The following is a 24012-nucleotide window of genomic DNA, read 5'->3' as shown; positions in this document are numbered from 1 at the left end:
CCTCCGAAGGAGGTTTGAGCCGGGCGTAGCGAGACAACGTTGCTCCGGCAACGGCCCGCAGGGCGCTCTCGCAGAGAGCGTCATCCTCTCTCGCCGACCACCACAGAAAAACCTGCTTTCAGAGCAGGTTTTTTTTCGCCAGTGGTTAGCAGAGGATGAGAACCTCCGAAGGAGGTTTGAGCCGAGCGAAGCGATATGAATTTGTCGCCTTATGGTGACAGATAAACCATTGAAGTAATAAAGGTTTACCTGGCTATACGTTGTCTGTCGTGAAAATGAGACGTTCGCCAGCGGCCGACTGATGGGGAAAGGTGACAAAAAAGCACCTGTCGATTTTATTATATTATTTATCAACGTGTTAGCTTGTTTTGCCAGGTGGGAAAAATATTGGCATGTGATATGCATTAGTAAAAACGTAGATGCTCATTCCACTTTTTATGTTTGCTCACGCTTCATAAGCCAGGAATGTCGCAAAGCCATTATCGTACCTGTTGTCCACCAGCCCATATCGTCGCAAGGTCTTATGGGAGTTTGGGACATTACGTTGAGTCGGGTACTCGCTCATTGTCTTACTGACCTGATTTTACACCTGCCGGTTTGGCGGGTGTTTTTTTATGCATAAAAAAGGTCTCAGTGCGACTGAAACCCTTTTATAAAATGCGGTAACTCAGGGATTATTTTTCAACGTCAGCAGCAGCCCGTCACGACGCATTTCTGCGGCTTCCTCAGGTTTGTGCTGCTTGTCCAGCGTGTCGGCCAGCCAGGCATAGTCAAACGCATCAGGACGCTGCTTCAGCGCTTCACGAAACGCCTCAGAAGCCTGCTGCCATTCGCCATGCTTCATCAGCAGCTGACCCAGCGTGCTGTAGAGCAGCGGCGTGGCGCCATGCTGCTTAATCTGCTGACGAAGCGCCTTTTCAAGCTGCTCAGGATTGCCCGCGTTCAGACGCGGCATCAGCAGTACCAGACGTTCGTCATAGCTGCGTTTCAGCCCATCCAGCACGATGGTTTGCGCGGTGTCGTGATCGTTGCAGACGATCAGATGATCCGCCATCGCGACCTGGAGCACGGTTTCCTGACGCGTTTTACGGCTCTGCTCCTGCCACCAGCGCTTCAGACCGTCGCTGCCGCGATCGGCCATCGACTGATTCATCAGACCCAGCCACGCTTCCTGTTGTAGAGCCTGACGGTGCCCCTCATCGCCCACCTGCGCTTTCTGCATTGACGGCAGAATATCCAGCAGCGCGCCCCATGCGCCGGTGCGAACGTAGGCCTGTTCAGCAAGGCGCAGCACTTCAGGATGACGCGGCGCCACTTCCAGCAGACGATCGATGCCGTTGCGCGCGGCGTGATCTTCATTGCGCGCCAGCTGAATACGCACGCGGGTGATCTCTACCGGCAGCTGATCGCTGCCCGCCAGTTCGGCAGCCCGCGCCAGATGCTGATTTGCCCGCATCTCATCGTTGCGCTGCTGAGCGGCTTCCGCTGCCAGCAAATAGTTCACGACGGGCTGCTCCGCGTGATCGGCATGACGCGACAGCAGCTTTTCAACCTGACGGTAATCGCCTTCGGCCAGCTTCACCAGCGCGGCGTTGGTCTGCTTACGCGCGCGCTTGCTTTTGCGGCCGAGAAACCAGCCACGCGTCCTTACGCCGGTTCGGAGCAGACGGCGCAAAAGCCACTCCACGGCAAGGATCACCAGTAAAGAGAGGATCAGAATGATTGCCAGGCCGGTGACGCTGGTTTCGATGTTCCAGCTGTCGGTCTGGATCAGCACATAGCCCTGATGACCGGCCAGCATCGGCCCCAGCACAATACCCGCCATCAACAGTAAAAACAGGATCAGAACTTTAAGCATGGTTATTCTCCCTGCTGCTGTTGCCCGGCAGCGGGCTGCGCCAGCAGGTTGCGAACGCGCGTTTGCATCAGTTTATCCAGCATTGGCTGGCTGGCCAGCGCATCCGGCACCTCCATCGAGATGCTTTGCTGACTGAGCTCGTCCAGCTGGCTGAGAAACGCTTTCGTGGCCGGATCGTTGGCGTCAAACCAGGCGCGAACCCAGGCAGAAACCGTATCGATGGACTGTTTATAAATCTCGTCCTGATGGCGCGGCACCGCCTGCGCGGCGATCAGCAGACGCGAACGAATGTTCTCACGCAGGTAGACGTCCTGGTTCGGCGCCAGCAATGGTTCGGCGGTGGTATCGCGGCGGCGAACCGTAATGAAATCATCCATAAAGTTGTGCCAGCTTTTCACCAGGTTCTGACGCCATTCGCGCAGGGAAGAGGAGAGCTCACCGCTGTCGGCGTCCATCGGCGCGTTGTCGTCGTCGCGATCGGCAATGCGCAGGTTATCCACGCCGTTCGACAGCTGGTTCAGCTTCAGGGTGATGCCGTCATAATCGATCTGGCTGACCGCCGAAAGATTACTGATATCCTGATTAAGCGCGCGGCGTACGTCGATCAGGCTGGGATCGTTCATGTCGCCCAGGCTGGCATCTGCCGTTTTGAGCAGCGCCGCAGCGGTGATTACGTCCTGATCGCTCCAGAGTTTGCGACCAGCCAGTTTTACCAGATAGTCGGCCTGCGCCAGAAGCCAGGTTTTCGCATCATTACCGGAGATGGTCGCCACTTTTCGCTTGAGTTCGTCGAGCTGTTGGCTGGTCGCCGCCTGCTGCTGCCGGGCGGTGTTCAGGGCGTCGGTCTGCGCGGTGAGCTGCTGCATCAGCGCTTTTTTATCGCTGGCGGCCTGCTGCTGGAGATCGGAAAGCTGGCTGGCCAACGCCTCACTGGCCGCCGCCTGGCGATCGGCCTGCTGTTTACCGTGAATATACAGCCCGGCGCCCACGGCCAGCGCAATGGCGATGGCCAGAACCGCCAGCGCCGTGCTGGTGTTTTTTGTCTTTCGAGGTGGTTTTTTCTCTGCCAGTGAGGTTTCAACCGCCGGGGTGGTTTCCTCAATGCTGGCCGAGGCGTCTTTGTGTTCCGTCATTGCGACTCTTCCCATCTTAAAGTTTATTGTAACGCGCGCAGCAGGGCATCGTTGTTGGCGTTTTCCGCCACGACGATATCATGCCAGCCCAGTTCTCTGGCGCGGGTAGCCAGGCGTTCACTGACGACAACCAGCCGACAGTGGAGAAGCCATTCCTCGCGGTCGACAGCCGGGAACAGCGAATAAATTTGTTGCAGCATTTCGCCGCTGGTCACCACCACGGTGGTGATGCCCCGATCACGCCAGCGGCGTCCTTCAATAGCGCCCTGATAAATTTTCGCACTGCGTTGATAGCACTCAATAAACTGTATATCAGCGCCGCGCTGTTGCAAGGTTTCAGCGAGTAATTCACGCCCGCCGTTGCCGCGCAAGATCAGCGCGCGCTTGCCGGAAACCTGCTGAAGCGCAGGTAACTGTATCAGCACTTCACTGATTTCCTGCTCATGCGGCCAGACGACATTCAGCCCGCTTACGGCGTGCAACGCAAGCGCAGTGGAACGTCCTATAGCATAGTAGTTCAGGCTGGCCGGCCACGATACGCCAGCGCGTGCGAGCGCGGGCTGCGCATAGTGAACAGCATGCTGCGAAAGGAGTACGACAAGATCGCCCGGTTGCAGCGCGGCAAGCAGTTCAGGCAGCTGCGAGAGGCCGGTGCCGGGTGTAAATTCGATAAGCGGCATTGACCAGGCGGTTCGTCCCTGCCTGCGCAAGCGGGTAACCAGCTCTTCTGCGGCGGGTTCGGGACGCGTCACCAGAATGCTCATGCGGGCGCCTGATAGATTCTGGCAAGGATTTCCCGCCCGCCGCCGTTGAGCAGCTCTTCCGCCAGCGAGATACCCATTTTTTCAGCCTCTGCGCGCGGGCCGCGGCGTTCGCCGCGGATCATCGCCGTGCCGTCCGGCGAACCTATCAGTCCACGCAGCCAGAGCGCATCGCCTTCCAGCACCGCATAACTGCCGATCGGCACCTGACAGCCGCCTTCGAGGCGGGTATTCATGGCGCGCTCGGCTTTCACACGCGTGGCGGTGTCGTCGTCATTCAACGGTGCCAGCAGGGCGATAGTTTGCGCGTCGTCAAGGCGGCACTCTATGCCTACCGCACCCTGGCCGACCGCCGGCAGCGACTCTTCGGCTGGCATGGTGTGACGAATGCGATCGGTAAGCCCAAGCCGTTTCAGGCCTGCGGCGGCAAGGATGATGGCATCGTATTCTCCGGCGTCCAGCTTGCCCAGGCGCGTGCCGACGTTACCGCGCAGCGAACGGATGATAAGATCGGGACGACGCGCGCTTAACTGGCACTGACGGCGCAGGCTGGAGGTGCCGACGACCGCGCCGTGAGGCAGATCGTTAACGGCGCCAAAACGGTGCGAGACAAAAGCGTCAAGCGGATCGTCCCGCTCGCAGATGGTTACCAGACCCAGACCGTCCGGGAACGCGACCGGCACATCTTTCATCGAATGCACCGCAATATCGGCCCGATCGGAGAGCATTGCCTGTTCAAGTTCTTTAACGAACAATCCTTTGCCGCCCACTTTTGCCAGCGGCGTATCAAGCATCACGTCGCCTTTGGTCACCATGGGCACCAGCTCAACGCGCAGCCCCGGATGGTATGCCATCAGGCGCTGTTGAACATATTGTGCCTGCCATAATGCGAGCGGGCTTTGTCTGGTAGCAATTCTTAAAATTTTGTCTAACATGCTTCATACCGTTTTGATCGGACGCTGATTATCCTATCATTGTTACGAGAAGGCTGACAGTTTCCACGGTCTGAAACGGGCGCATTGAAGGATCTTCGGCGAAAGCGATTGTAAAGCGTGCTAAACTTACGTGTAGCGCATCTTTCTTTACGGTCAATCTGCCAGGTGTTAGATTGATCACGTTTCCGGCAATAGTTCGCACGACTATTTTTAACTATAAGCGGCGGATCTCGGAAACAGGGTTTTTTGTAAGCACTGGGACAATCAGGCGAGACGTCTTGTACCTCTACATAGAGTCACTGAAACAGAGACTGGATGCCATCAACCAGCTTCGCGTCGATCGCGCGCTGGCCGCGATGGGACCTGCGTTTCAACAGGTTTACAGTCTGCTGCCAACCTTATTACATTATCATCATCCGCTGATGCCGGGTTACCTTGAAGGTAACGTTCCACATGGCATCAGCTTTTACACGCCTGATGAAAGTCAGTTGAAATATCTGCATGATTTAGAAGGGAAATCCGGAAAATCCGCTGCCGTTCCTCTGGCGGGTGAAATGCCCATCACCGGCATCTATTCAATGGGAAGTACCTCCTCGGTTGGGCAAAACTTCACTTCTGACCTCGATATCTGGGTTTGTCATCAGTCCTGGCTCGACAACGAAGAGCGCCTTTGCCTGCAAAAGAAATGCACGCTACTGCAAAACTGGTGTGCGGCGATGGGCGTTGAAGTCAGCTTCTTCCTGATCGATGAAAACCGTTTTCGTCATAATGAAAGCGGCAACCTTGGCGGCGAAGACTGCGGTTCCACGCAGCATATTCTGTTGCTCGACGAGTTTTACCGTACCGCTGTACGCATGGCGGGCAAACGTATTTTATGGAATATGGTGCCGGGCGAAGAGGAAGAGCATTACGACGATTACGTCATGTCGCTTTACCAGAAAGGCGTCCTGACGCCAAACGAATGGCTCGATCTTGGCGGACTGAGCACGCTTTCAGCGGAAGAATACTTCGGCGCCAGCCTCTGGCAACTGTATAAAAGCATCGATTCCCCGTATAAAGCGGTGCTGAAGACGCTGCTGCTGGAAGCCTATTCGTGGGAATACCCCAGCACCCGGCTGCTGGCGATGGACATCAAGCAGCGCCTGCACGATGGTGAAATCGTCTCTTACGGCCTCGACCCCTACTGCATGATGCTGGAGAGAGTGACGCACTACCTGACCAGCATTGACGACATGCCGCGCCTCGACCTGGTGCGCCGCTGCTTTTACCTGAAGGTGTGCGAAAAACTCTCTGTCGGGCAGACTAAATCCGGTTGGCGACGCGAGATCCTCGGTCAGTTAGTGAAAGAGTGGGGCTGGGACGCGCAGCGCGTCGCCATTCTGGACAGCCGCGCCGAATGGAAAATCGGTCGCGTGCGCGAAGCGCATAACGAACTGCTGGACGCGATGATGCAGAGCTACCGCAACCTGATCCGCTTCGCGCGCCGCAACAATCTCAGCGTCAGCGCCAGCCCGCAGGATATCGGCGTGCTGACCCGCAAACTCTACGCCGCGTTTGAAGCGCTGCCCGGTAAGGTCACGCTGGTGAATCCACAGATCTCGCCGGATCTCTCCGAGCCGCATCTCACCTTTATTCACGTGCCGAACGGTCGCGCCAATCGCGCAGGCTGGTATCTGTACAATCAGTCGCCGGATATGCAGTCGATTATCAGCCATCAGCCGCTGGAATATAACCGCTACCTCAACAAGCTGGTTGCCTGGGCGTGGTTCAATGGCCTGCTCACCAGCAAGACGCAACTGCACATCAAGGGCAATGACCTTTGCGATTTGCCGCGGCTTCAGGAGCTGGTGGCGGACGTTTCGCAACACTTCCCGCTGCGCCTGCCTGCGCCAACGGCGAAAGCGCTTTACAGCCCGTGCGAAATCCGTCATCTGGCGATCATCGTCAATCTGGAGTATGACCCGACAGCGGCATTCCGTAACCAGGTGGTGCATTTCGATTTCCGCAAGCTGGACGTCTTCAGTTTCGGTCAGCAGCAGCAGTGTCTGATCGGCAGTATCGACCTGCTTTATCGCAATTCGTGGAACGAAGTGCGCACGCTGCATTTCAGCGGCGAGCAGGCGATGATCGAAGGATTGAAAACCATTTTGGGTAAAATGCATCAGGACGCCGCGCCGCCGGATCACGTTGAGGTCTTTTGCTACAGTCAGCATCTGCGCGGGCTGATCCGCACCCGCGTTCAGCAGCTGGTTTCAGAATGCATTGAGCTGCGGCTGTCGAGCACGCGCCAGGAGCCGGGGCGTTTTAAAGCCGTGCGCGTGGCGGGGCAGACCTGGGGCCTGTTCTTCGAACGCCTCAGCGTCTCCGTGCAGAAGCTGGAAAACGCCGTCGAATTTTACGGGGCCATTTCGAATAACAAACTGCACGGGCTGTCGATCAAAGTTGAAACGGATCAGTCGCGCCTGCCTGCGGTCGTGAACGGTTACGCCAGCGAAGGCATTATTCAGTTCTTCTTTGAAGACACGAAGGACGACCGCGGCTTCAATATCTACATTCTCGATGAAACCAATCGCGTGGAGATTTATCACCACTGCGAGGGCAGTAAAGAAGAACTGGTACGCGACGTCAGCCGCTTTTACTCATCTTCTCACGACCGTTTTACCTACGGCTCCAGCTTTGTAAACTTTAACCTGCCGCAGTTCTATCAAATTGTGCAGGCGGAAGGCCGCTTCCAGGTGATCCCATTCCGCAGCCGGGCGCTCAGCGATCCGCTGCCGGAGGTGGATGACTACACGCAGCATTATCAAATGCGCTAAGTCGTATTTGCCGCGTGACGAAACACCTTTTCCTGTTGCTTTTACTCTTTCACCTGCGATGATAGACAACCAACAGGCACCTATAACAAGCAGAAACCTAGCATGAACAAAATGATTTGCCGGATGGCGCTGGTGCTGGCGGCAGCCAGCCTGACGGGATGTGGGCTGAAAGGGCCGTTGTACTTTCCGCCGGACGATCGGCCAAAACAGCAAACCGCGCCCGATGCGGCACAGACTGTCAAACCGTCGCAGAGTGATGAGCAGCAGACGCCAACGACTCGCTAAACCATGAACCCTTCGTCGGAGCAGAAAATGCAGTTCTCAAAAATGCACGGCCTGGGCAATGACTTTATGGTGGTCGATGCCGTTACGCAAAACGTCTATTTTTCTCCAGAGCTGATCCGCCGGCTGGCGGATCGCCATCTGGGGATCGGCTTCGATCAACTGCTGGTAGTTGAACCGCCTTACGATCCCGATCTCGATTTTCACTATCGCATTTTCAATGCTGACGGTAGTGAAGTGGCGCAGTGCGGCAACGGCGCGCGCTGCTTTGCCCGCTTCGTACGGCTGAAAGGGCTGACGAATAAAAGCGATATACGCGTGAGCACCCAGACCGGACGGATGGTGCTCAGCGTCACGTCCGATGAGCAGGTATGCGTCAACATGGGCGAGCCCAACTTTGAACCGCAGCAGGTGCCTTTTCGCGCCAACAAGGCCGAAAACCTTTACCTGATGCGCGCCGCCGAGCAAACGGTGATGTGCGGCGTGGTGTCGATGGGCAATCCGCACTGCGTAATGCAGGTCGACAGCGTGAAAACCGCGCAGGTCGAGGTGCTCGGGCCAGTGCTCGAAAGCCATGAGCGTTTCCCGGAGCGGGTCAACGTGGGCTTTATGGAAGTGGTGAGCGAGCAGCATATTCGCCTGCGCGTTTTTGAACGCGGCGCTGGCGAAACGCAGGCCTGCGGCAGCGGCGCGTGTGCGGCAGTAGCGGTCGGTATTCAACAGACGCTGCTGGCGGAAAAAGTCAGGGTTGATCTGCCTGGCGGCAGCCTAAACATAGCCTGGAAAGGCGTTGGTCATCCGCTCTATATGACCGGCCCCGCCACTCACGTTTACGACGGATTTATCCATTTATGAAAAATGTCGGTGAACAACAGGACGCCAGCGAACTGTTGCTGGACGATCGTGCCATCAGCGATTACCTGCTGCAAAATCCAGACTTCTTTATTCGCAATGCGCGCCAGGTCGAGCAGATGCTGGTGCCGCATCCGGTGCGGGGAACGGTTTCACTGGTGGAGTGGCAACTGGCTCGTCAGCGCAACCATATCACCCGGTTGGAAGAAGAGATCACCCTGCTGATGGAGCAGGCCAGCGCGAATCAACAGCTTTTCGACCGGCTGTTAACGCTTCAGGGGCGCCTGGCGGCGGCGCCCAGCCTGCATGACATGCTCAACCGGCTGCATCGCTGGGCGCGCGAGCTGGGTCTGGCCGGTGCGAATGTGCGTCTGTTCAGTGAAAAATGGCGCATCGGCGCGCCGTCCGATTTCACCCAACTGGCGCTGTCGCGTCAGGCGTTCGAGCCCGTCCGCATTCAGCGACTCGGCAAACACCAGCACTACCTGGGCAGCCTGAACGGCCCGGAACTGCTGCTGCTGCTGCCGCAGGCGAAAGCGATCGGCTCGGTGGCGATGTCGCTGATGGGCGAGCAGGGCGATCTCGGCGTACTGATCTTCAGTAGTCGCGACACGCAGCACTATCAGTCCGGTATGGGAACGGTGCTGCTACAGCATCTGTCGCAGATGCTGCCGGAACTGCTGCTGCGCTGGGTTGAGCGTGCATGAGCGCGCTCCAGCCTGCCGTTGACGGCTTTCTGCGCTACCTGAAGGTTGAGCGTCAGCTCAGCCCGCTGACGCAGGTTAACTACCAGCGCCAGCTCTCCGCCTGCATAATGCTGCTGGAGGAGATGACGGTGACGGCGTGGAATACGCTTGATGCGGCGGGCGTGCGCTCGCTGGCGGCCCGCAGCCGTCGCGCGGGCCTGAAGCCCGCCAGCCTGGCGCTGCGCCTCTCCGCGCTGCGCAGTTTTCTTGACTGGCAGGTGGCGCAGGGCGCGCTGAAAGCCAATCCGGCGAAAGGCGTTGCCACGCCGCGCGCGCCGCGTCACCTGCCGAAAAATATCGACGTCGATGAGGTCAACCAACTGCTGGAGATCGATCTGAACGATCCGCTGGCGGTACGCGACCGCGCGATGCTGGAAACGATGTACGGCGCAGGTCTGCGTCTCTCTGAGCTGGTTGGCATTGATACCGGCCATCTCGATCTGGAAGCAGGCGAAGTCTGGGTGATGGGGAAAGGCAGTAAGGAGCGGCGTCTGCCCATCGGCCGCACGGCAGTACAGTGGCTGACGCACTGGCTGGAAATGCGCGAGCTGTTTGCGCCCGCCGACAACGCGGTATTTCTCTCCATGCAGGGAAAACGTATTTCGACGCGCAACGTACAAAAACGGTTTGCCGAGTGGGGCGTTAAGCAGGGCGTGTCGAGCCATATTCATCCGCACAAGCTCCGCCACTCTTTTGCCACCCATATGCTGGAATCCAGCGGCGATCTGCGCGCGGTGCAGGAGCTGCTGGGCCACGCCAACCTGACCACCACGCAGATCTATACCCATCTCGACTTCCAACATCTGGCGTCGGTTTACGATGCCGCCCATCCCCGTGCCAAACGAGGAAAATCCTGATGCATTTCTACCGCCCGCTGCGGCCCGTTGCCGCGATGAGCTTCGATCTCGACGACACCCTGTACGATAACGCCGGGGTTATCCGCCGCACGACAGATGAATCCCACACGTTCCTGCAAAACTATCATCCCGCGCTGAAGCAGTTCAGCGTGGAGCAGTATCAGCTGCTGCGTGACAGCCTGCGTGAGCAGGAGCCGGAAATTTATCATGACGTCAGCGAATGGCGACGTCGTGCGGTGGCGCTGGCGATGCGCAATGCCGGTTTAACGGAGCAGGAAGCAGAAGCGGGTTCGCGCAAGGTGATGGCGCATTTCGCCCACTGGCGCAGTCAGATCGAGGTGCCGGACGAGACGCACAGCACGCTGAGCGCGCTGGCAGAAAAGCTGCCGCTGGTGGCGATCACCAACGGCAACGCCGAGCCGCACCTGTTCGGTCTTGATAAATATTTCAAATTTATTCTGCGTGCGGGGCCGCACGGTCGCGCCAAGCCGTATGAGGATATGTATCGGCTGGCGGCAGAGAAGCTTAACCTGCCGCTTTCCGCCATCCTGCATGTTGGCGACGACCTGACCACCGACGTTGCCGGCTCAGTACGTTGCGGTATGCAGGCCTGCTGGATCAACCTGCGCGAAGGCAATCTGATGCATATCAACGACACACGCCTGCTGCCAACGCTGGAAATTTCCCGGTTGGCATCGCTGACGGCGCTGATATAATAGCTGTTTAAATATCCAGTGGCGCGATGCGTCATTTCTCCTGATTTGGTGGTGCCTGTGGACGTTTCTGAGTTACTGGACGGTCTGAACGACAAACAACGCGAGGCCGTTGCCGCGCCGCGCAGCAACCTCCTGGTGCTGGCGGGCGCGGGCAGCGGCAAAACGCGCGTGCTCGTGCATCGCATCGCCTGGCTGCTGTCGGTGGAGAATGCGTCCCCCTACTCGATCATGGCCGTTACCTTTACCAACAAAGCCGCCGCCGAAATGCGTCACCGCATCGAACAGTTGATCGGCACCAGCCAGGGCGGCATGTGGATCGGCACCTTCCACGGCCTTGCGCATCGCCTGCTGCGGGCGCACCATCTGGACGCCAGGCTGCCGCAGGACTTTCAGATCCTCGACAGCGAAGACCAGCTTCGCCTGCTCAAACGCCTGATCAAAGCGATGAACCTTGATGAGAAGCAGTGGCCCGCGCGCCAGGGCATGTGGTACATCAACGGTAAAAAAGATGAGGGGCTACGGCCCAAACACATCGAAAGTTATGGCAATCCCGTCGAGCAGACGTGGCTGCGCATCTATCAGGCCTATCAGGAAGCGTGCGATCGCGCCGGGCTGGTGGATTTCGCCGAGCTGCTGCTGCGCGCCCATGAGCTGTGGCTGGATAAGCCGCATATCCTCAACCACTATCGGGAACGCTTCACCAATATTCTGGTGGATGAGTTTCAGGACACCAACAACATCCAGTACGCCTGGATCCGTATGCTGGCCGGCAGTACGGGGAAAGTGATTATCGTTGGCGACGATGACCAGTCGATCTACGGCTGGCGCGGCGCGCAGGTTGAGAATATTCAACGCTTTCTTAACGACTTCAGCGGCGCGGAAACCATTCGGCTGGAGCAGAATTACCGTTCCACCAACAACATTCTGAAAGCGGCGAATGCGCTGATTGCCAACAATAACGGTCGTCTCGGTAAAGAGCTGTGGACCGACGGCAGCGATGGCGATCCCATTTCGCTCTATTGCGCTTTCAACGAGCTGGACGAAGCGCGCTTTGTGGTCAACCGCATCAAAGCGTGGATGGAGAACGGCGGCGCGCTGAACGACTGCGCCATACTTTATCGCAGCAACGCCCAGTCGCGCGTGCTGGAAGAGGCGCTGCTGCAAACCAGCCTGCCTTACCGGATTTATGGCGGCATGCGCTTCTTCGAGCGCCAGGAGATCAAGGACTCGCTCGCCTACCTGCGGCTGATCGCCAATCGCAACGACGACGCGGCCTTTGAACGCGTGGTGAATACGCCCACGCGCGGCATCGGCGATCGCACGCTGGACGTGGTGCGGCAAACCGCCCGCGAGCGCCAGCTCACGCTCTGGCAGAGCACCCGATCGCTGCTTCAGGAAAAAGCGCTGGCGGGCCGCGCGGCGTCCGCGCTTCAGCGCTTTACCGAACTGGTGGACTCGCTGGCGCAGGAAACCAGCGAGCTGTCACTGCACGTACAGACTGACCGGGTTATCAAAGACTCCGGGCTGTGGCTGATGTACGAACAGGAGAAGGGCGAAAAAGGCCAGGCGCGCATTGAAAACCTTGAGGAACTGGTCAACGCCACGCGCCAGTTCAGCTATCAGGACGAAACCGAAGATCTGATGCCGCTCCAGGCGTTTCTCTCTCATGCCGCGCTGGAAGCGGGCGAAGGTCAGGCCGACCGCTGGCAGGATGCGGTGCAGATGATGACGCTGCATTCGGCAAAAGGGCTGGAATTTATGCAGGTGTTTATCGTTGGCGTGGAAGAGGGGATGTTCCCCAGCCAGATGTCGCTGGAAGAGGGCGGCAGGCTGGAAGAAGAACGTCGTCTGGCCTATGTGGGCGTTACGCGTGCGATGCAAAAACTCACGCTGACCTGGGCAGAAACGCGTCGCCTGTATGGCAAAGAGGTTTATCATCGTCCATCCCGTTTCATCGGCGAGCTGCCGGAAGAGTGCGTGGAGGAAGTTCGCCTGCGCGCCAGCGTCAGCCGCCCGGTCAGCCATCAGCGTATGGGCACGCCGATCGCGCAAAACGACAGCGGCTTTACGCTCGGTCAGCGCGTCCGCCATGCCAAATTCGGCGAAGGCACGATTGTTAACCTTGAGGGCAGTGGCGATCACAGTCGTCTTCAGGTCGCCTTTCAGGGCCAGGGGATCAAATGGCTGGTCGCCGCCTATGCGAAGCTGGAAACGGTTTAATCGTCCGTTGCCTGTCGCTGCGTCTCAGGCAGCGACAGGCGCCGTCCACCCTCCGGCAGCATCGTAAAAATTTGTCGCTTAATTAACGCTGACCACTGGTTGACGCCATTTTCGGCACAGCGTAACATGCGCGCACCATTACCTTCAGAGGACATACGCCTTGGACACACCCAGTCGATACTGGCTCACTTACCTGGATTCCAGGTACAACTCCTAAGGCTATCCCTCCTTGCCGATAGCCTTCGTGGTTGTTGGCGACCCGCATTCTGTCGCATCGAGTCAGATGTAACCGACACGCCGTGTTCAGGCTTCGTCCCTTTTGTTATTGACCAATTGGGAGTACAGCTATGCTGAGCGCATTTAAACTGGATCACAGCCGCTTAACCCGCCTTGAACTGGACGATCCCAGCGACAAGCTCGTGAACTCCGTTTGGGTCGATCTTATCGAACCCGAAGAAGACGAGCGCGACCGCGTGCAGAGCGAACTGGGCCAGAGCCTGGCAACCCGTCCCGAGCTGGAAGACATCGAAGCGTCGGCGCGTTTTTTTGAAGACGAAGACGGCCTGCATATCCACTCCTTTTTCTTTTATGAAGATGCAGACGATCACGCTGGCAACTCCACGGTGGCGTTTACCATTCGTGAAGGTCGCCTCTATACGCTGCGCGAGCGCGAACTGCCCGCTTTTCGCCTCTACCGCATGCGCGCCCGCAGCCAGGTCCTGGCCGACGGCAACGCCTACGAACTGCTGCTCGATCTGTTTGAAACCAAAATCGAACAGTTAGCGGACGAAATTGAAAATATCTACAGTGACCTGGAAAAGCTGAGTCGCGTCATTATGGAAGGGCAGCAGGGCGATGAGTTTGACTCCGCGCTCTCCACGCTGGCTGAACTGGAAGATATCGGCTGGAAGGTGCGTTTATGTCTGATGGATACCCAGCGCGCGCTGAATTTCCTGGTGCGTAAAGCGCGCCTGCCGGGCAATCAGCTTGAGCAGGCACGGGAGATCCTGCGCGATATCGAGTCCCTGCTTCCGCACAATGAATCACTGTTTCAGAAGGTTAACTTCCTGATGCAGGCGGCGATGGGCTTTATCAATATCGAGCAGAACCGCATCATTAAAATCTTCTCGGTTGTGTCCGTGGTCTTCCTGCCGCCAACGCTGGTGGCCTCCAGCTACGGCATGAACTTTGAGTTTATGCCTGAGCTGAAGTGGAGCTTTGGCTATCCGGCCGCGATTGGCCTGATGATCCTTGCCGGGCTGGCGCCTTACGCCTACTTTAAGCGTAAAAACTGGCTGTAAAGAGAAGGGTGATGGTCAACCTTCTGCCCCGCTTTCGCGGGGTTTTTGATGCGGTTCCCTGCGGCGCAGCGCCCAAACCGCATCAAAGATGAAAACGGCCAGCGCCACCCAGATGAAACCGAAGGTAACGGCCTTATCCGGCGTGATGCGTTCGCCGTAAAACACCACCGCCAGCAAAAACATCAGCGTTGGGCCAAGGTATTGAAAGAAACCCACCGTTGAGAGGCGCAGCCGCGAACAGGCGGCGGTAAAGAGCATCAGCGGAATGGTGGTCACGATACCTGCCGCCACCAGCAGCAGATTCAGAGAGAGTGCGTTCTGGCTCAGATGGCTGGTGCTGCTGTCAGCAACGCCGAACAGATAGATTGCCGCCACCGGCAGCAGCCAGCTGGTTTCAATCAGCATGCCGGTCTGCGCGTCCACGCCAATTTTCTTTCGCACCAGACCGTAAAAAGAGAAGGTTACCGCCAGCCCCAGCGCGATAACCGGCACCGAACCAAACTTCCATAGCTGAATAATCACGCCGCAGGCCGCCAGCGCGACCGCAAACCACTGCAACCGGCGGAAACGCTCGCCGAGAAACAGCATCCCAACCAGCACGTTAAACAGCGGGTTGATAAAGTAGCCGAGACTCGCTTCCAGCATATGATCGTTGTTCACTGCCCAGATAAACAGCAGCCAGTTGCTGCAAATCACCGTGGCGGATGCGGCCAGCAGCAGCACTTTTTTTGGCTGACGGAGAATGATTTTTACGTTCGCCCAGTGGCGACTGACGCTCACCAGCAGCAGCATAAAGAAGAACGACCAGATCACCCGATGCGTCATGATCTCATCGGGGGAAACCTGTTTAATCAGCTTGAAGTAGGCGGGCGCGATGCCCCAGATAAAATAAGCACCGAGAGCAAAAAGCACGCCCTGACGCGTTTGCTGCGCATCCATGTAACGTTACTCCATCAGATTGTGAGAAAATACCCGATCAGCCTACCAGATAGGTGGCCGTTGCGCTGGCAATATAAACGCCTGCGTCGTTGTGCAATTCAACACGCGCCACCGCCACTTTGTTGCCCGCGCGCAGCAGGCTGCTGCTGGCGATAAAACGATCGCCGCGTCCGGGGCGCAGATAGTCCACGCGTAAATCGATGGTGCCCATTCGTGAAAGCCGCTCTCGCAGCGCCGCTTCGGTGATGCCGTCCTGACGCGTCAACACGCTGTGAACGCAAATCAGGCCTGCCGCCACGTCAAGCACGGACGCGATCACGCCGCCGTGCAGGATTTTCTGCGCCGCGTTACCCACCAGCTGTGTCTGATTGGCAAAACTGACCTCGGCGTAGTCCGCCTCCAGACGATCGAGCGTCAATCCCAGCGCGCGATTAAACGGCATGTCGTAAATAAAAATGTTGCCGATCAAACGGCGGGCGGCTTCCTGATCCAACGGGACAGCAGCGGTCATGAAAAAATTCCTTTACGAGAGCGTGCACAAAAGCACAAGGTAACAGACTGGCTATTTTAGGTTGCGCATCCATTGCTTTCCACTTTACAAAAACAGCGCTAATGCCCCCGGATATTTGCGTGTAGAATGGCGTGCTTTTTACTCAATTTGCGTCTCATTTCTGGAGAAAATTATGTCAATGCTGAAAGGGTTGCTGACCGCCGCGATCCTGTTTCCCTCGTTAGTGCTGGCAAAAGAAGCTACGGTCACCGAGATTCACGATCGGCCCGCCGTGCACGGCAGTATTATTGCTAACCTGTTGGAAAAGCACGATAATCCATTTTTGCTTTACCCCTATGAAAGCAACTATCTTCTGTATACCGATACCAGCAACATTAACAAGAAAGCTATCGATTCCTATAGCTGGGCGGATGAAGCACGGCACGATGAGGTCAAATTTCAATTAAGTCTGGCGTTTCCTCTCTGGCGTGGCATTTTGGGTGACAACTCGGTGCTGGGCGCATCCTATACTCAGGGTTCGTGGTGGCAGCTCTCCAATCGCGGTGGTTCGTCGCCGTTTCGTGAGACCGATTACCAGCCGCAAATTTTCCTCGGCTGGGCGACCGACTACTCTTTTGCTGGCTGGACGCTGCGCGACGTTGAAGTGGGCCTCAATCATCAGTCAAACGGTCGTTCGGAACCCACTTCACGCAGTTGGAACCGCGCGTACGCTCGTCTGATGGCGCAAAACGGCAACTGGATGGTGGAAGCAAAACCCTGGATACGTTTCTCCGAAAGCGCAAATGACGACGACAATCCTGATATCACCAAATACATGGGGTATTATCGTCTGACGGTTGGCTATCAACTGGGCGAAAGCGTATTCAGCGTCAAGAGCAACTATAACTGGAACAGCGGTTACGGCGGCGCGGAACTGGGCTGGAGCTACCCAATGACCGATCACGTGCGTTTTTATACGCAGGTATTTAGCGGCTATGGTGAATCGCTGATTGACTATAACCATCGCCAGACGCGCGTCGGCGTTGGCGTCATGTTGAACGATCTGTTTTAACGTTTTTCTCGACGGGCCACGCTCCGGCGGCCCGCCGATCATCAGATTTGGGGAATATGTGTCTACGGCTGTAGTAATTGATCGGGAAGCGCTGGCGCAACAGATCCTGCAAGATACGTTCGGCTATCCGCAGTTTCGCCCCGGCCAGCAAACCATTATTCAGGCTGCTCTGAAAGGGCGCGATTGCCTGGTGGTGATGCCGACCGGCGGTGGCAAATCGCTTTGCTATCAAATCCCTGCGCTGGTGCTTGAGGGACTGACGCTGGTAGTGTCGCCGCTTATCTCGCTGATGAAGGATCAGGTGGATCAACTGCTGGCGTACGGCGTCGCGGCGGCCTGCCTGAATTCTACGCAGACGCGCGAAGAGCAGCAGACGGTGATGGCCGGATGCCGCGACGGCAGCGTGAAGCTGCTCTACATCGCCCCTGAACGGCTGATGATGGATAACTTTCTCGACAGCCTGAGCCACTGGCGCCCGGCGATGCTGGCGGTTGATGAAGCGCACTGCATCTCGCAGTGGGGGCACGATTTCCGTCCTGAATATGGCGCGCTGGGCCAGTTGCGACAGCGCCTGCCCGACGTACCTGTGATGGCGCTTACCGCCACCGCTGATGAAACCACCCGCAATGATATCGTTCGTCTGCTTCAGCTTGACGATCCGCTTGTCCAGCTTAGCAGCTTCGATCGTCCCAACATTCGCTACACGCTGGTGGAGAAATTTAAACCGACTGAGCAACTGATCCGCTATGTGCAGGATCAGCGCGGCAAGTGCGGCATTATTTACTGCAACAGCCGGGCCAAGGTTGAAGATACCGCCGCTCGTCTGCAAAGCCGCGGCCTGAGCGTGGGCGCGTATCATGCGGGCATGGACAGTGCCCACCGCGGGCAGGTGCAGGAGGCCTTTCAACGCGACGACCTGCAAATCGTGGTTGCCACCGTCGCTTTTGGCATGGGCATCAACAAGCCAAACGTGCGTTTTGTGGTGCACTTCGATATTCCGCGCAATATTGAATCTTACTATCAGGAAACCGGACGCGCCGGACGCGACGGTCTGCCGGCGGAAGCGCTGATGCTTTACGATCCCGCCGATATGGCGTGGCTCCGTCGCTGTCTTGAAGAGAAAGCGCCGGGGCCGCTACAGGATATTGAACGCCACAAGCTGAATGCAATGGGCGCTTTCGCCGAGGCGCAAACCTGTCGCCGCCTGGTATTGCTCAACTATTTTGGTGAAGGGCGACAGCAGCCCTGCGATAACTGCGATATCTGCCTCGATCCGCCGCGCCGCTATGACGGCCTGGTTGAAGCGCAAAAAGCGCTGTCGGGCATTTATCGCGTCGGGCAGCGCTTCGGTATGGGTTACGTGGTGGAAGTATTGCGCGGCGCGAACAACCAGCGCATACGCGAGCTGGAACACGACAAGCTGCCGGTTTACGGCATCGGACGCGACCAGACCAACGAGCATTGGGTCAGCGTGCTGCGTCAGCTCATCCATCTGGGCCTGGTGACGCAAAATATCGCTATGCACTCGGCGCTTCAGCTTACCGAGGCGGCGCGCCCGATTCTGCGCGGTGAGGCGCCGCTGATGCTGGCGGTGCCGCGTCTGGTCAGCATCAAACCGCGTCAGTCAGGTCAAAAATCCTTTGGCGGCAATTACGATCGCAAGCTGTTCGCCAAGCTGCGCAAATTGCGCAAGGCGATTGCCGATGAAGAGAATATTCCGCCTTATGTGGTGTTCAACGATGCCACGCTGATCGAAATGGCGGAGCAGATGCCGCTCACTGCTTCAGAAATGCTGGGCGTGAGCGGTGTCGGGCAGCGGAAGCTGGAACGTTTTGGTAAGCCGTTTCTGATGATGATTAAAGATCACGTCGATGGCGAGGAGTAGCGCCATTCAGCTCTTACAACAGGAGATCACGCTATGCTGATGTTGTTTATCACCGTTGCCGCCGTGCACTTTGTTGCGCTGATGAGCCCCGGCCCGGACTTCTTTTTTATCTCACAAACGGCGGCCAGCCGCTCGCGGAAAGAGGCCATGTTCGGCACGTTGGGGATCACGTTGGGCGTGGCCGTCTGGGCGGGCGTGGCGCTGATGGGGCTGCATCTGATCCTGCAAAAAATGGCCTGGCTGCACCAGGTGATTATGATTGGCGGCGGCCTTTATCTCCTGTGGATGGGCTTTCAGCTGTTGCGCTCCGCACGCAATCAGCACCGCCAGTCCGCCGCGCCTGCGGCGGCGCCGGTGGTGCTGCAAAAGCGAGACCACAGCTTTATTAAAGGATTGTTAACTAACCTGTCAAACCCAAAAGCCGTGGTCTATTTCGGCAGCGTGTTCTCACTTTTTGTCGGTGATGACGTCAGCGCCGGGGCGCGCTGGGGGCTGTTTTTACTGATCGTTGTTGAGACGTTTATCTGGTTCAGTCTGGTAGTCAGCCTTTTCGCGCTGCCAAAAATGCGCCAGGGCTATCAGCGTCTGGCGAAGTGGATTGACGGCGTGGCGGGTGCGCTTTTCGCCGGTTTCGGCATTCACCTGCTGCTTTCCCGCTAGGCAATACGGCGCGCTGAGGCCAGCAGCGCGCCAACCGCGACAAACATGCCGCCAAAAATACGGTTCAGCAATTTCATCTGGCGCGGCCCTTTCACCCATGCCGCGATGCGCGTTGCCAGCGTAGCGTAACCAATCATGACAATGATATCGATGACAACGGTGGTCACGCCCAGTACCAGATACTGCATCGCCTGGGGCTGATGCGGAATAATGAACTGCGGAAACAGCGCGGCAAGAAAGACAATACTTTTAGGGTTGGTCAGATTTACCAGCACTGCGCGTTTAAACAGCTTGCGACGCGGTATCACCTGCGCCACCGCCTGCAAATCCAGGCCGCCGCTGGCGCGCCACTGCTGAATGCCAAGCCAGACCAGCCAGGCGGCGCCGGCCCATTTCAGCACGTCAAAGGCCAGCGCAGATTGTGCAAAAAGCGCCCCCAGGCCAATGCCGACCAGCGCAATATGCAGCGAAAGTCCGACCTGAAGTCCTGCGATGGAAGCAAGCGCGCCGCGATAGCCGTGGCTGATGCCGGTGCTCATGGTATTGATTGCCCCGGAGCCGGGTGAGAGGCTCAAAATCGAGGTGGTAAGAAGGTAGGTGAGCCACCATTCGACGGTCATTCGTAACGTTCCCTCACAGCGCAGAAGTGTGACACAATACGCTATTGTCAAAAGGTGCGCCACGTAATGACGACAGAGCGGATAAAGGAAAGCCGATGAGGAATACCGCTGACGGCTGGACATCGCGGGAAAAAGCGTTTGCCGCATTTGCCACCGGTCCGCTGCTGGATTTCTGGCGGCGGCGCGAAGAAGATGAGTTCACGGGTGTTGAAAACGTGACGATCCGCTACGTGCGCTTCATTTCTCCGCAACATGACAAGGTTATTTTACTTTGTCCCGGTCGCATTGAGAGCTACGTGAAGTATCCCGAAGTGGCTTACGATCTGTTTCACTGCGGATACGACGTGATCATTATTGATCATCGCGGCCAGGGGCGATCAGAACGGCTGTTGCAGGACTCCCATCGCGGGCACGTCGAGAATTTTGAACACTATGTTGACGATCTGGAGACGCTCTATCTGAAAGAGATTGTGAGCCGGCACTATCGTCGCCGCTTCGCACTGGCGCATTCGATGGGCGGGGCCATTCTGGCGCTGATGATCGCGCGTCAGCCGACAGCGTTCGATGCCGTGGTGCTTGCCTCGCCGATGTTTGGTATTTTTTTGCCAATGCCGGTGTGGATGGCGAACCGCATTCTTAACTGGACGGAAGCGCGTCCGGCCCTGCGTGACGGCTATGCGTTAGGAACCGGCCGATGGCGGGCGCATCCATTTGGCATCAATATGTTGACTCACAGCCACGAACGTTACCGCCGCAACCTGCGTTTTTACGCTGACGATCCCGCGCTTCGGGTTGGCGGACCCACCTACCACTGGGTTCGTGAAGGGATGCAGGCAGGGCTGAACATTCTCAGTAAGGCAACGGCGATCTCCACGCCGTTACTGCTGTTGCAGGCTGGCGCAGACAAGGTTGTGGACAACCGCGCACAGGATCTGTTTTGCCAGACAATGGCCGCCGCAGGTCAGCCCTGTGAGGGCGGTAAACCGCAGGTGATCAGCGGTGCGCGTCATGAGATCTTGTTTGAAAAAGACAGCATGCGTGCCGAAGCGTTACATGCCATCGTCGATTTTTTTGCCCGGCATCACTGATTTGCACCACTCAGAGACACGTCATTCAGACACTTGTCCGACAACCGATTAATCAGAGGAATTATGTACCCTATTGTTGCTTCCGACCTTGATGGCACCCTGCTTACCCCGGATCACCGCCTGTCGCCCTTCGCGCGCGAGACGCTTCAGCTACTGACGCAGAAAGGCGTGCATTTTGTTTTCGCTACCGGACGGCACTATATCGATGTCGGTCAAATGCGCGACAGCCTCGGCATTGACGCCTTTATGATCACCTCGAACGGCGCGCGCGTGCATAACACCGCGGGCGAACTGGTGTTCAGCCATAACCTGGACGAAGACATCGCTGAAGAGCTGTTCGCTTTGCATCACAGTCATCAGGACATTTTTACCAATATCTATCGTGATGAAGAGTGGTTCCTGAACCGACAGCGGCCGGAAGAACTGGATTTTTTCCGCGAATCAAATTTTAACTATCAGGTTTATCAGCCGGGATCGCTGCCTGCGGACGGCATCAGCAAAGTGTTCTTCACCTGCGCGATACCTGAACTTCTGATCCCGCTGGAGGAAGCGCTGATCGCACGCTGGGGCGATCGCGTCAACGTCAGCTTCTCGCTGCCAACCTGCCTGGAAGTGATGGCGGGCGGCGTCTCAAAAGGGCACGCGCTGGATGCGGTTTCCCGGACGCTGGGCTTTTCGCTGAAAGAGTGCATTTCGTTTGGCGACGGCATGAATGATAAAGAGATGCTGACCATGGCGGGCAAAGGCTGCATCATGAGTAATTCTCATCAGCGCCTGAAGGATCTCCTGCCGGATCTGGAGGTCATCGGGCCTAATGCCGACAACGCGGTGCCGGTTTACCTGCGCAAGCTTTATAACGTGTAAAACTCCGCCCTCAGTCGAGGGCGGAATGCGTTTAGTGATGAAGAAAGTGCACGGCCTTGTCCGGGAAATCGGTGAACAGGCCGTCTACCTGCGCCTGGTTATAGAGCACGTCATAGACGCGATCGACGTTGTCAGCCCAGGGCGGTAGCTGGTCGGCGCGAACGGTATAGGGATGCACCACCATCTTGTTCTGATGCGCTTCCTGAACCATATCCGTCAGACGGATTCTCGCTTTTGTCGAGCCAGGCGCAATCAGCATGTGATAGTCCGGGCCGATGCCGTCGGCGTACTGCGCGATGGTTTTCATCGCGCCGGGTTTGAACATCCAGTCGTAGCTGTAGTTGACCCATTTGCCGTTTTTCTGCTCCTGCGTCTCTTTTGAGTCGGTATCGGTGATGAGCTGTACCAGCCTCAGATCCATCCCTCTTTTCGGCTCCAGCTCCGTTTTGATCCGCTTCAGCTCGTTGTAGTCGAAACACTGCAACCAGACATTATCGCTTTTGCCGCTGTAGCCATAGCGCTTCAGTACATCCAGTACCTTCGCAGAGATATCCTTGCCTTCCTGACGGTGAAACCACGGCGCTTTGATCTCGGTATAAATGCCGATATTTTTGCCCGTAGAGTGGTTCAGCCCCTGAATAAACTCGATTTCCTCTTCAAAGGTATGAACGCGAAAGTCGGACTTACCCATCGGGAAACGACCAGGGAAAGTTTGCACTTTTTTGCCGTCTTTTACGGTGAAGCCTTCGGTAAACTTAAGGCCTTTGATTTCCGCCAGCGTGAAGTCAATGGCATAAAAGCGACCATCTTTGCGGGCGCGGTCGGGGTAGCGTTCCGCCACGTCAGTGACGCGATCGAGGTAGTGATCGTGAAGCACAACCAGCCGATCGTCTCTGGTCATCACCAGATCCTGTTCGAGGAAATCCGCTCCCTGCGCGAAGGCCATCGCCTTGGCGGGAAGTGAATGCTCAGGTAAATACCCGCTTGCGCCGCGATGAGCGATAACGATTTTTTCCTGCGCGGCCAGCGCGCCCGCTGAAGTACCGATCAACAATGCGGTCACTAACATGGCTAACTTCATAGACTTCCCCTTATTTATTTCATCTGACTGATGTGCTGCTTTTGCTTGTTTTCACTGAGCATTGTCATGATCAGCAGGATAACCGCCATGACGCCGCCGCCAATCATCAGTATGAATCCGCCATCCCAGCCATACGCATCGACGGTGTAACCTACCACGGCGCTGGCCGCGACCGAACCGCCCAGATAGCCAAACAGGCCGGTAAAACCAGCCGCGGTGCCCGCTGCTTTTTTGGGCGCCAGTTCCAGTGCATGCAGGCCAATCAGCATTACCGGGCCGTAAATCAGAAAGCCGATAACAATCATACAAGCCATATCAATATTCGGATTTCCGGCGGGGTTCATCCAGTAAACCACCGTTGCGATGGTCACCAGCACCATAAAGAACACACCGGTTGCGCCACGGTTGCCCTTAAAGACTTTATCCGACATCCAGCCGCACAGCAGCGTGCCCGGAATGCCGGCATACTCATACAGGAAGTAAGCCCAGGACGATTTATCCAGCGCGAAGTGCTTCGCCTCTTTTAAATAGGTGGGCGACCAGTCAAGAATGCCGTAGCGCAGCAGATAAACGAACACGTTAGCCAGCGCGATGTACCACAGCAGCTTGTTGGGCAGAACGTACTGCATGAAGATTTGCTTCGCTGTCAGCTCTTCTTCGTGTTTTTCATCGTAGTCCGGCGGGTAGTCATTTTTATACTCTTCAATGGGCGGCAAACCGCAGGATTGCGGCGTATCGCGCATCAGGGCGAAGGCAATCAGCGCAACCAGAATAGCGCCGAAAGCCGGCATATAGAGCGCGGCTTTCCAGTCGTTAAACCACGCCATGCCGAGCAG

Annotated in this window: 24 protein-coding genes and 1 other RNA gene; 15 read left to right on the top strand and 10 right to left on the bottom strand. The window is 57.0% G+C overall.

Going from position 1 to position 24012, the window contains the following annotated elements:
- Positions 1-100, top strand: a non-coding RNA gene (locus GS12_RS23545) — RtT sRNA; the annotation flags it as partial.
- A gap of 567 nt (positions 101-667) precedes the next feature.
- On the opposite strand, the gene hemY is transcribed toward GS12_RS23545, so the two are convergent.
- Genes hemY through hemC form a run of 4 tightly spaced genes read right to left on the bottom strand, consistent with a single transcriptional unit; the run spans position 668 to position 4687 of the window.
- Positions 668-1858 (bottom strand): protoheme IX biogenesis protein HemY, encoded by a 1191-nt coding sequence (gene hemY / locus GS12_RS18415; RefSeq protein WP_034949470.1) that lies wholly within the window; start codon positions 1856-1858, stop codon positions 668-670.
- A 2-nt stretch (positions 1859-1860) separates the two neighbouring features.
- Positions 1861-2991 (bottom strand): uroporphyrinogen-III C-methyltransferase, encoded by a 1131-nt coding sequence (gene hemX, locus GS12_RS18410; RefSeq protein WP_034949467.1) that lies wholly within the window; start codon positions 2989-2991, stop codon positions 1861-1863.
- A 23-nt stretch (positions 2992-3014) separates the two neighbouring features.
- The gene (gene hemD, locus GS12_RS18405) at positions 3015-3755 is read right to left on the bottom strand and encodes a uroporphyrinogen-III synthase (protein ID WP_034949464.1); all 741 of its coding nucleotides are present in this window, start codon (positions 3753-3755) and stop codon (positions 3015-3017) included.
- On the bottom strand, positions 3752-4687 hold the full coding sequence (gene hemC, locus GS12_RS18400; RefSeq protein WP_034949463.1) for a hydroxymethylbilane synthase: 936 nt from the start codon (positions 4685-4687) through the stop codon (positions 3752-3754). Before hemC ends, hemD begins: the two co-directional genes overlap by 4 nt.
- Positions 4688-4965: 278 nt before the next feature.
- Here hemC and GS12_RS18395 point away from each other — a divergent pair, with 278 nt between their 5' ends.
- From GS12_RS18395 to uvrD, 7 genes are all read left to right on the top strand, one after another.
- On the top strand, positions 4966-7503 hold the full coding sequence (locus GS12_RS18395; RefSeq protein WP_034918635.1) for a class I adenylate cyclase: 2538 nt from the start codon (positions 4966-4968) through the stop codon (positions 7501-7503).
- A 102-nt stretch (positions 7504-7605) separates the two neighbouring features.
- The gene (lptM, locus tag GS12_RS18390; RefSeq protein ID WP_034918637.1) at positions 7606-7788 is read left to right on the top strand and encodes an LPS translocon maturation chaperone LptM; all 183 of its coding nucleotides are present in this window, start codon (positions 7606-7608) and stop codon (positions 7786-7788) included.
- A 27-nt stretch (positions 7789-7815) separates the two neighbouring features.
- On the top strand, positions 7816-8640 hold the full coding sequence (dapF, locus tag GS12_RS18385; RefSeq protein WP_034919597.1) for a diaminopimelate epimerase: 825 nt from the start codon (positions 7816-7818) through the stop codon (positions 8638-8640).
- A complete protein-coding gene (locus tag GS12_RS18380) occupies positions 8637-9344 on the top strand; it encodes a DUF484 domain-containing protein (RefSeq protein WP_034918640.1) in 708 nt (235 codons plus the stop codon). Before dapF ends, GS12_RS18380 begins: the two co-directional genes overlap by 4 nt.
- Positions 9341-10240, top strand: coding sequence for a tyrosine recombinase XerC (gene xerC, locus GS12_RS18375; protein WP_034918642.1), 900 nt, complete (start codon positions 9341-9343; stop codon positions 10238-10240). The genes GS12_RS18380 and xerC overlap by 4 nt, the downstream gene beginning before the upstream one ends.
- Positions 10240-10956, top strand: a complete 717-nt coding sequence (gene yigB / locus GS12_RS18370) for a 5-amino-6-(5-phospho-D-ribitylamino)uracil phosphatase YigB (RefSeq protein ID WP_034949461.1) — start codon at positions 10240-10242, stop codon at positions 10954-10956. Before xerC ends, yigB begins: the two co-directional genes overlap by 1 nt.
- A gap of 57 nt (positions 10957-11013) precedes the next feature.
- On the top strand, positions 11014-13176 hold the full coding sequence (gene uvrD, locus GS12_RS18365) for a DNA helicase II (protein ID WP_034949475.1): 2163 nt from the start codon (positions 11014-11016) through the stop codon (positions 13174-13176).
- Here the strand turns inward: uvrD and GS12_RS25180 are convergent.
- On the bottom strand, positions 13173-13304 hold the full coding sequence (locus GS12_RS25180) for a hypothetical protein (RefSeq protein WP_268747363.1): 132 nt from the start codon (positions 13302-13304) through the stop codon (positions 13173-13175). The genes uvrD and GS12_RS25180 overlap by 4 nt on opposite strands.
- Before the next feature lie 32 nt (positions 13305-13336).
- On the opposite strand from GS12_RS25180, the gene ysgD reads away from it, so the two are divergent.
- Entirely contained in the window at positions 13337-13393 is a 57-nt protein-coding gene (ysgD, locus tag GS12_RS25010) for a YsgD/CorL family protein (RefSeq protein WP_231566816.1), read from the top strand.
- Positions 13394-13523: 130 nt separating this feature from the next.
- Positions 13524-14477, top strand: coding sequence for a magnesium/cobalt transporter CorA (gene corA / locus GS12_RS18360; RefSeq protein ID WP_034918648.1), 954 nt, complete (start codon positions 13524-13526; stop codon positions 14475-14477).
- Between the two features lie 15 nt (positions 14478-14492).
- Here corA and rarD read toward each other — a convergent pair whose 3' ends face one another.
- Complete coding sequence (rarD, locus tag GS12_RS18355; protein ID WP_052118522.1) at positions 14493-15416, bottom strand: EamA family transporter RarD; 924 nt, start codon at positions 15414-15416, stop codon at positions 14493-14495.
- 37 nt (positions 15417-15453) lie between these two features.
- Positions 15454-15927: a thioesterase family protein gene (locus GS12_RS18350; protein ID WP_034918650.1), complete on the bottom strand. Its 474-nt coding sequence runs from the start codon at positions 15925-15927 to the stop codon at positions 15454-15456.
- Between the two features lie 172 nt (positions 15928-16099).
- Here GS12_RS18350 and pldA point away from each other — a divergent pair, with 172 nt between their 5' ends.
- The 3 genes from pldA to rhtC are packed head-to-tail and all read left to right on the top strand — an operon-like array spanning position 16100 to position 19523.
- Positions 16100-16978 carry a phospholipase A gene (pldA, locus tag GS12_RS18345; protein ID WP_034918652.1) on the top strand — a complete coding sequence of 293 codons (879 nt, stop codon included), beginning with the start codon at positions 16100-16102 and terminating at the stop codon, positions 16976-16978.
- A 58-nt stretch (positions 16979-17036) separates the two neighbouring features.
- On the top strand, positions 17037-18863 hold the full coding sequence (gene recQ, locus GS12_RS18340) for an ATP-dependent DNA helicase RecQ (RefSeq protein WP_034949459.1): 1827 nt from the start codon (positions 17037-17039) through the stop codon (positions 18861-18863).
- Positions 18864-18896: 33 nt separating this feature from the next.
- A complete protein-coding gene (rhtC, locus tag GS12_RS18335; protein ID WP_034949458.1) occupies positions 18897-19523 on the top strand; it encodes a threonine export protein RhtC in 627 nt (208 codons plus the stop codon).
- Here rhtC and rhtB read toward each other — a convergent pair.
- Positions 19520-20143, bottom strand: a complete 624-nt coding sequence (gene rhtB / locus GS12_RS18330) for a homoserine/homoserine lactone efflux protein (RefSeq protein ID WP_034918658.1) — start codon at positions 20141-20143, stop codon at positions 19520-19522. The two genes, rhtC and rhtB, sit on opposite strands and share 4 nt — an antisense overlap.
- Before the next feature lie 95 nt (positions 20144-20238).
- Between rhtB and pldB the strand changes: the two genes are divergently transcribed.
- Both pldB and yigL read left to right on the top strand, forming a co-directional pair.
- A complete protein-coding gene (gene pldB, locus GS12_RS18325) occupies positions 20239-21231 on the top strand; it encodes a lysophospholipase L2 (protein WP_034949456.1) in 993 nt (330 codons plus the stop codon).
- 63 nt (positions 21232-21294) lie between these two features.
- Positions 21295-22095 carry a sugar/pyridoxal phosphate phosphatase YigL gene (yigL, locus tag GS12_RS18320; protein ID WP_034918663.1) on the top strand — a complete coding sequence of 267 codons (801 nt, stop codon included), beginning with the start codon at positions 21295-21297 and terminating at the stop codon, positions 22093-22095.
- A 31-nt stretch (positions 22096-22126) separates the two neighbouring features.
- Here the strand turns inward: yigL and glpQ are convergent, their stop codons facing one another.
- Together glpQ and GS12_RS18310 are read right to left on the bottom strand one after the other, a co-directional pair.
- Entirely contained in the window at positions 22127-23176 is a 1050-nt protein-coding gene (gene glpQ, locus GS12_RS18315) for a glycerophosphodiester phosphodiesterase (protein ID WP_034949454.1), read from the bottom strand.
- A gap of 14 nt (positions 23177-23190) precedes the next feature.
- The coding region (locus GS12_RS18310) for an MFS transporter (RefSeq protein WP_034949453.1) at positions 23191-24012 on the bottom strand (822 nt) is incomplete at its 5' end.

Origin of the sequence: Erwinia oleae (genome assembly GCF_000770305.1) — a bacterium.
GTDB lineage: Bacteria > Pseudomonadota > Gammaproteobacteria > Enterobacterales > Enterobacteriaceae > Erwinia > Erwinia oleae.
This window is presented reverse-complemented; position numbering and strand designations above follow the sequence as displayed.

Excerpts from the sequence above, each read along its gene's own strand:
- yigB (WP_034949461.1), top strand. The coding sequence starts at position 10,240 with ATGCATTTCTACCGCCCGCTGCGGCCCGTTGCCGCGATGAGCTTCGAT.
- dapF (WP_034919597.1), top strand. The coding sequence starts at position 7,816 with ATGCAGTTCTCAAAAATGCACGGCCTGGGCAATGACTTTATGGTGGTC.
- xerC (WP_034918642.1), top strand. The coding sequence starts at position 9,341 with ATGAGCGCGCTCCAGCCTGCCGTTGACGGCTTTCTGCGCTACCTGAAG.
- GS12_RS25180 (WP_268747363.1), bottom strand. The coding sequence starts at position 13,304 with ATGTTACGCTGTGCCGAAAATGGCGTCAACCAGTGGTCAGCGTTAATT.
- corA (WP_034918648.1), top strand. The coding sequence starts at position 13,524 with ATGCTGAGCGCATTTAAACTGGATCACAGCCGCTTAACCCGCCTTGAA.
- rhtC (WP_034949458.1), top strand. The coding sequence starts at position 18,897 with ATGCTGATGTTGTTTATCACCGTTGCCGCCGTGCACTTTGTTGCGCTG.
- glpQ (WP_034949454.1), bottom strand. The coding sequence starts at position 23,176 with ATGAAGTTAGCCATGTTAGTGACCGCATTGTTGATCGGTACTTCAGCG.
- hemY (WP_034949470.1), bottom strand. The coding sequence starts at position 1,858 with ATGCTTAAAGTTCTGATCCTGTTTTTACTGTTGATGGCGGGTATTGTG.
- pldB (WP_034949456.1), top strand. The coding sequence starts at position 20,239 with ATGAGGAATACCGCTGACGGCTGGACATCGCGGGAAAAAGCGTTTGCC.
- rhtB (WP_034918658.1), bottom strand. The coding sequence starts at position 20,143 with ATGACCGTCGAATGGTGGCTCACCTACCTTCTTACCACCTCGATTTTG.
- yigL (WP_034918663.1), top strand. The coding sequence starts at position 21,295 with ATGTACCCTATTGTTGCTTCCGACCTTGATGGCACCCTGCTTACCCCG.
- rarD (WP_052118522.1), bottom strand. The coding sequence starts at position 15,416 with ATGGATGCGCAGCAAACGCGTCAGGGCGTGCTTTTTGCTCTCGGTGCT.
- lptM (WP_034918637.1), top strand. The coding sequence starts at position 7,606 with ATGAACAAAATGATTTGCCGGATGGCGCTGGTGCTGGCGGCAGCCAGC.
- hemX (WP_034949467.1), bottom strand. The coding sequence starts at position 2,991 with ATGACGGAACACAAAGACGCCTCGGCCAGCATTGAGGAAACCACCCCG.
- hemD (WP_034949464.1), bottom strand. The coding sequence starts at position 3,755 with ATGAGCATTCTGGTGACGCGTCCCGAACCCGCCGCAGAAGAGCTGGTT.
- pldA (WP_034918652.1), top strand. The coding sequence starts at position 16,100 with ATGTCAATGCTGAAAGGGTTGCTGACCGCCGCGATCCTGTTTCCCTCG.
- GS12_RS18380 (WP_034918640.1), top strand. The coding sequence starts at position 8,637 with ATGAAAAATGTCGGTGAACAACAGGACGCCAGCGAACTGTTGCTGGAC.
- hemC (WP_034949463.1), bottom strand. The coding sequence starts at position 4,687 with ATGTTAGACAAAATTTTAAGAATTGCTACCAGACAAAGCCCGCTCGCA.
- GS12_RS18350 (WP_034918650.1), bottom strand. The coding sequence starts at position 15,927 with ATGACCGCTGCTGTCCCGTTGGATCAGGAAGCCGCCCGCCGTTTGATC.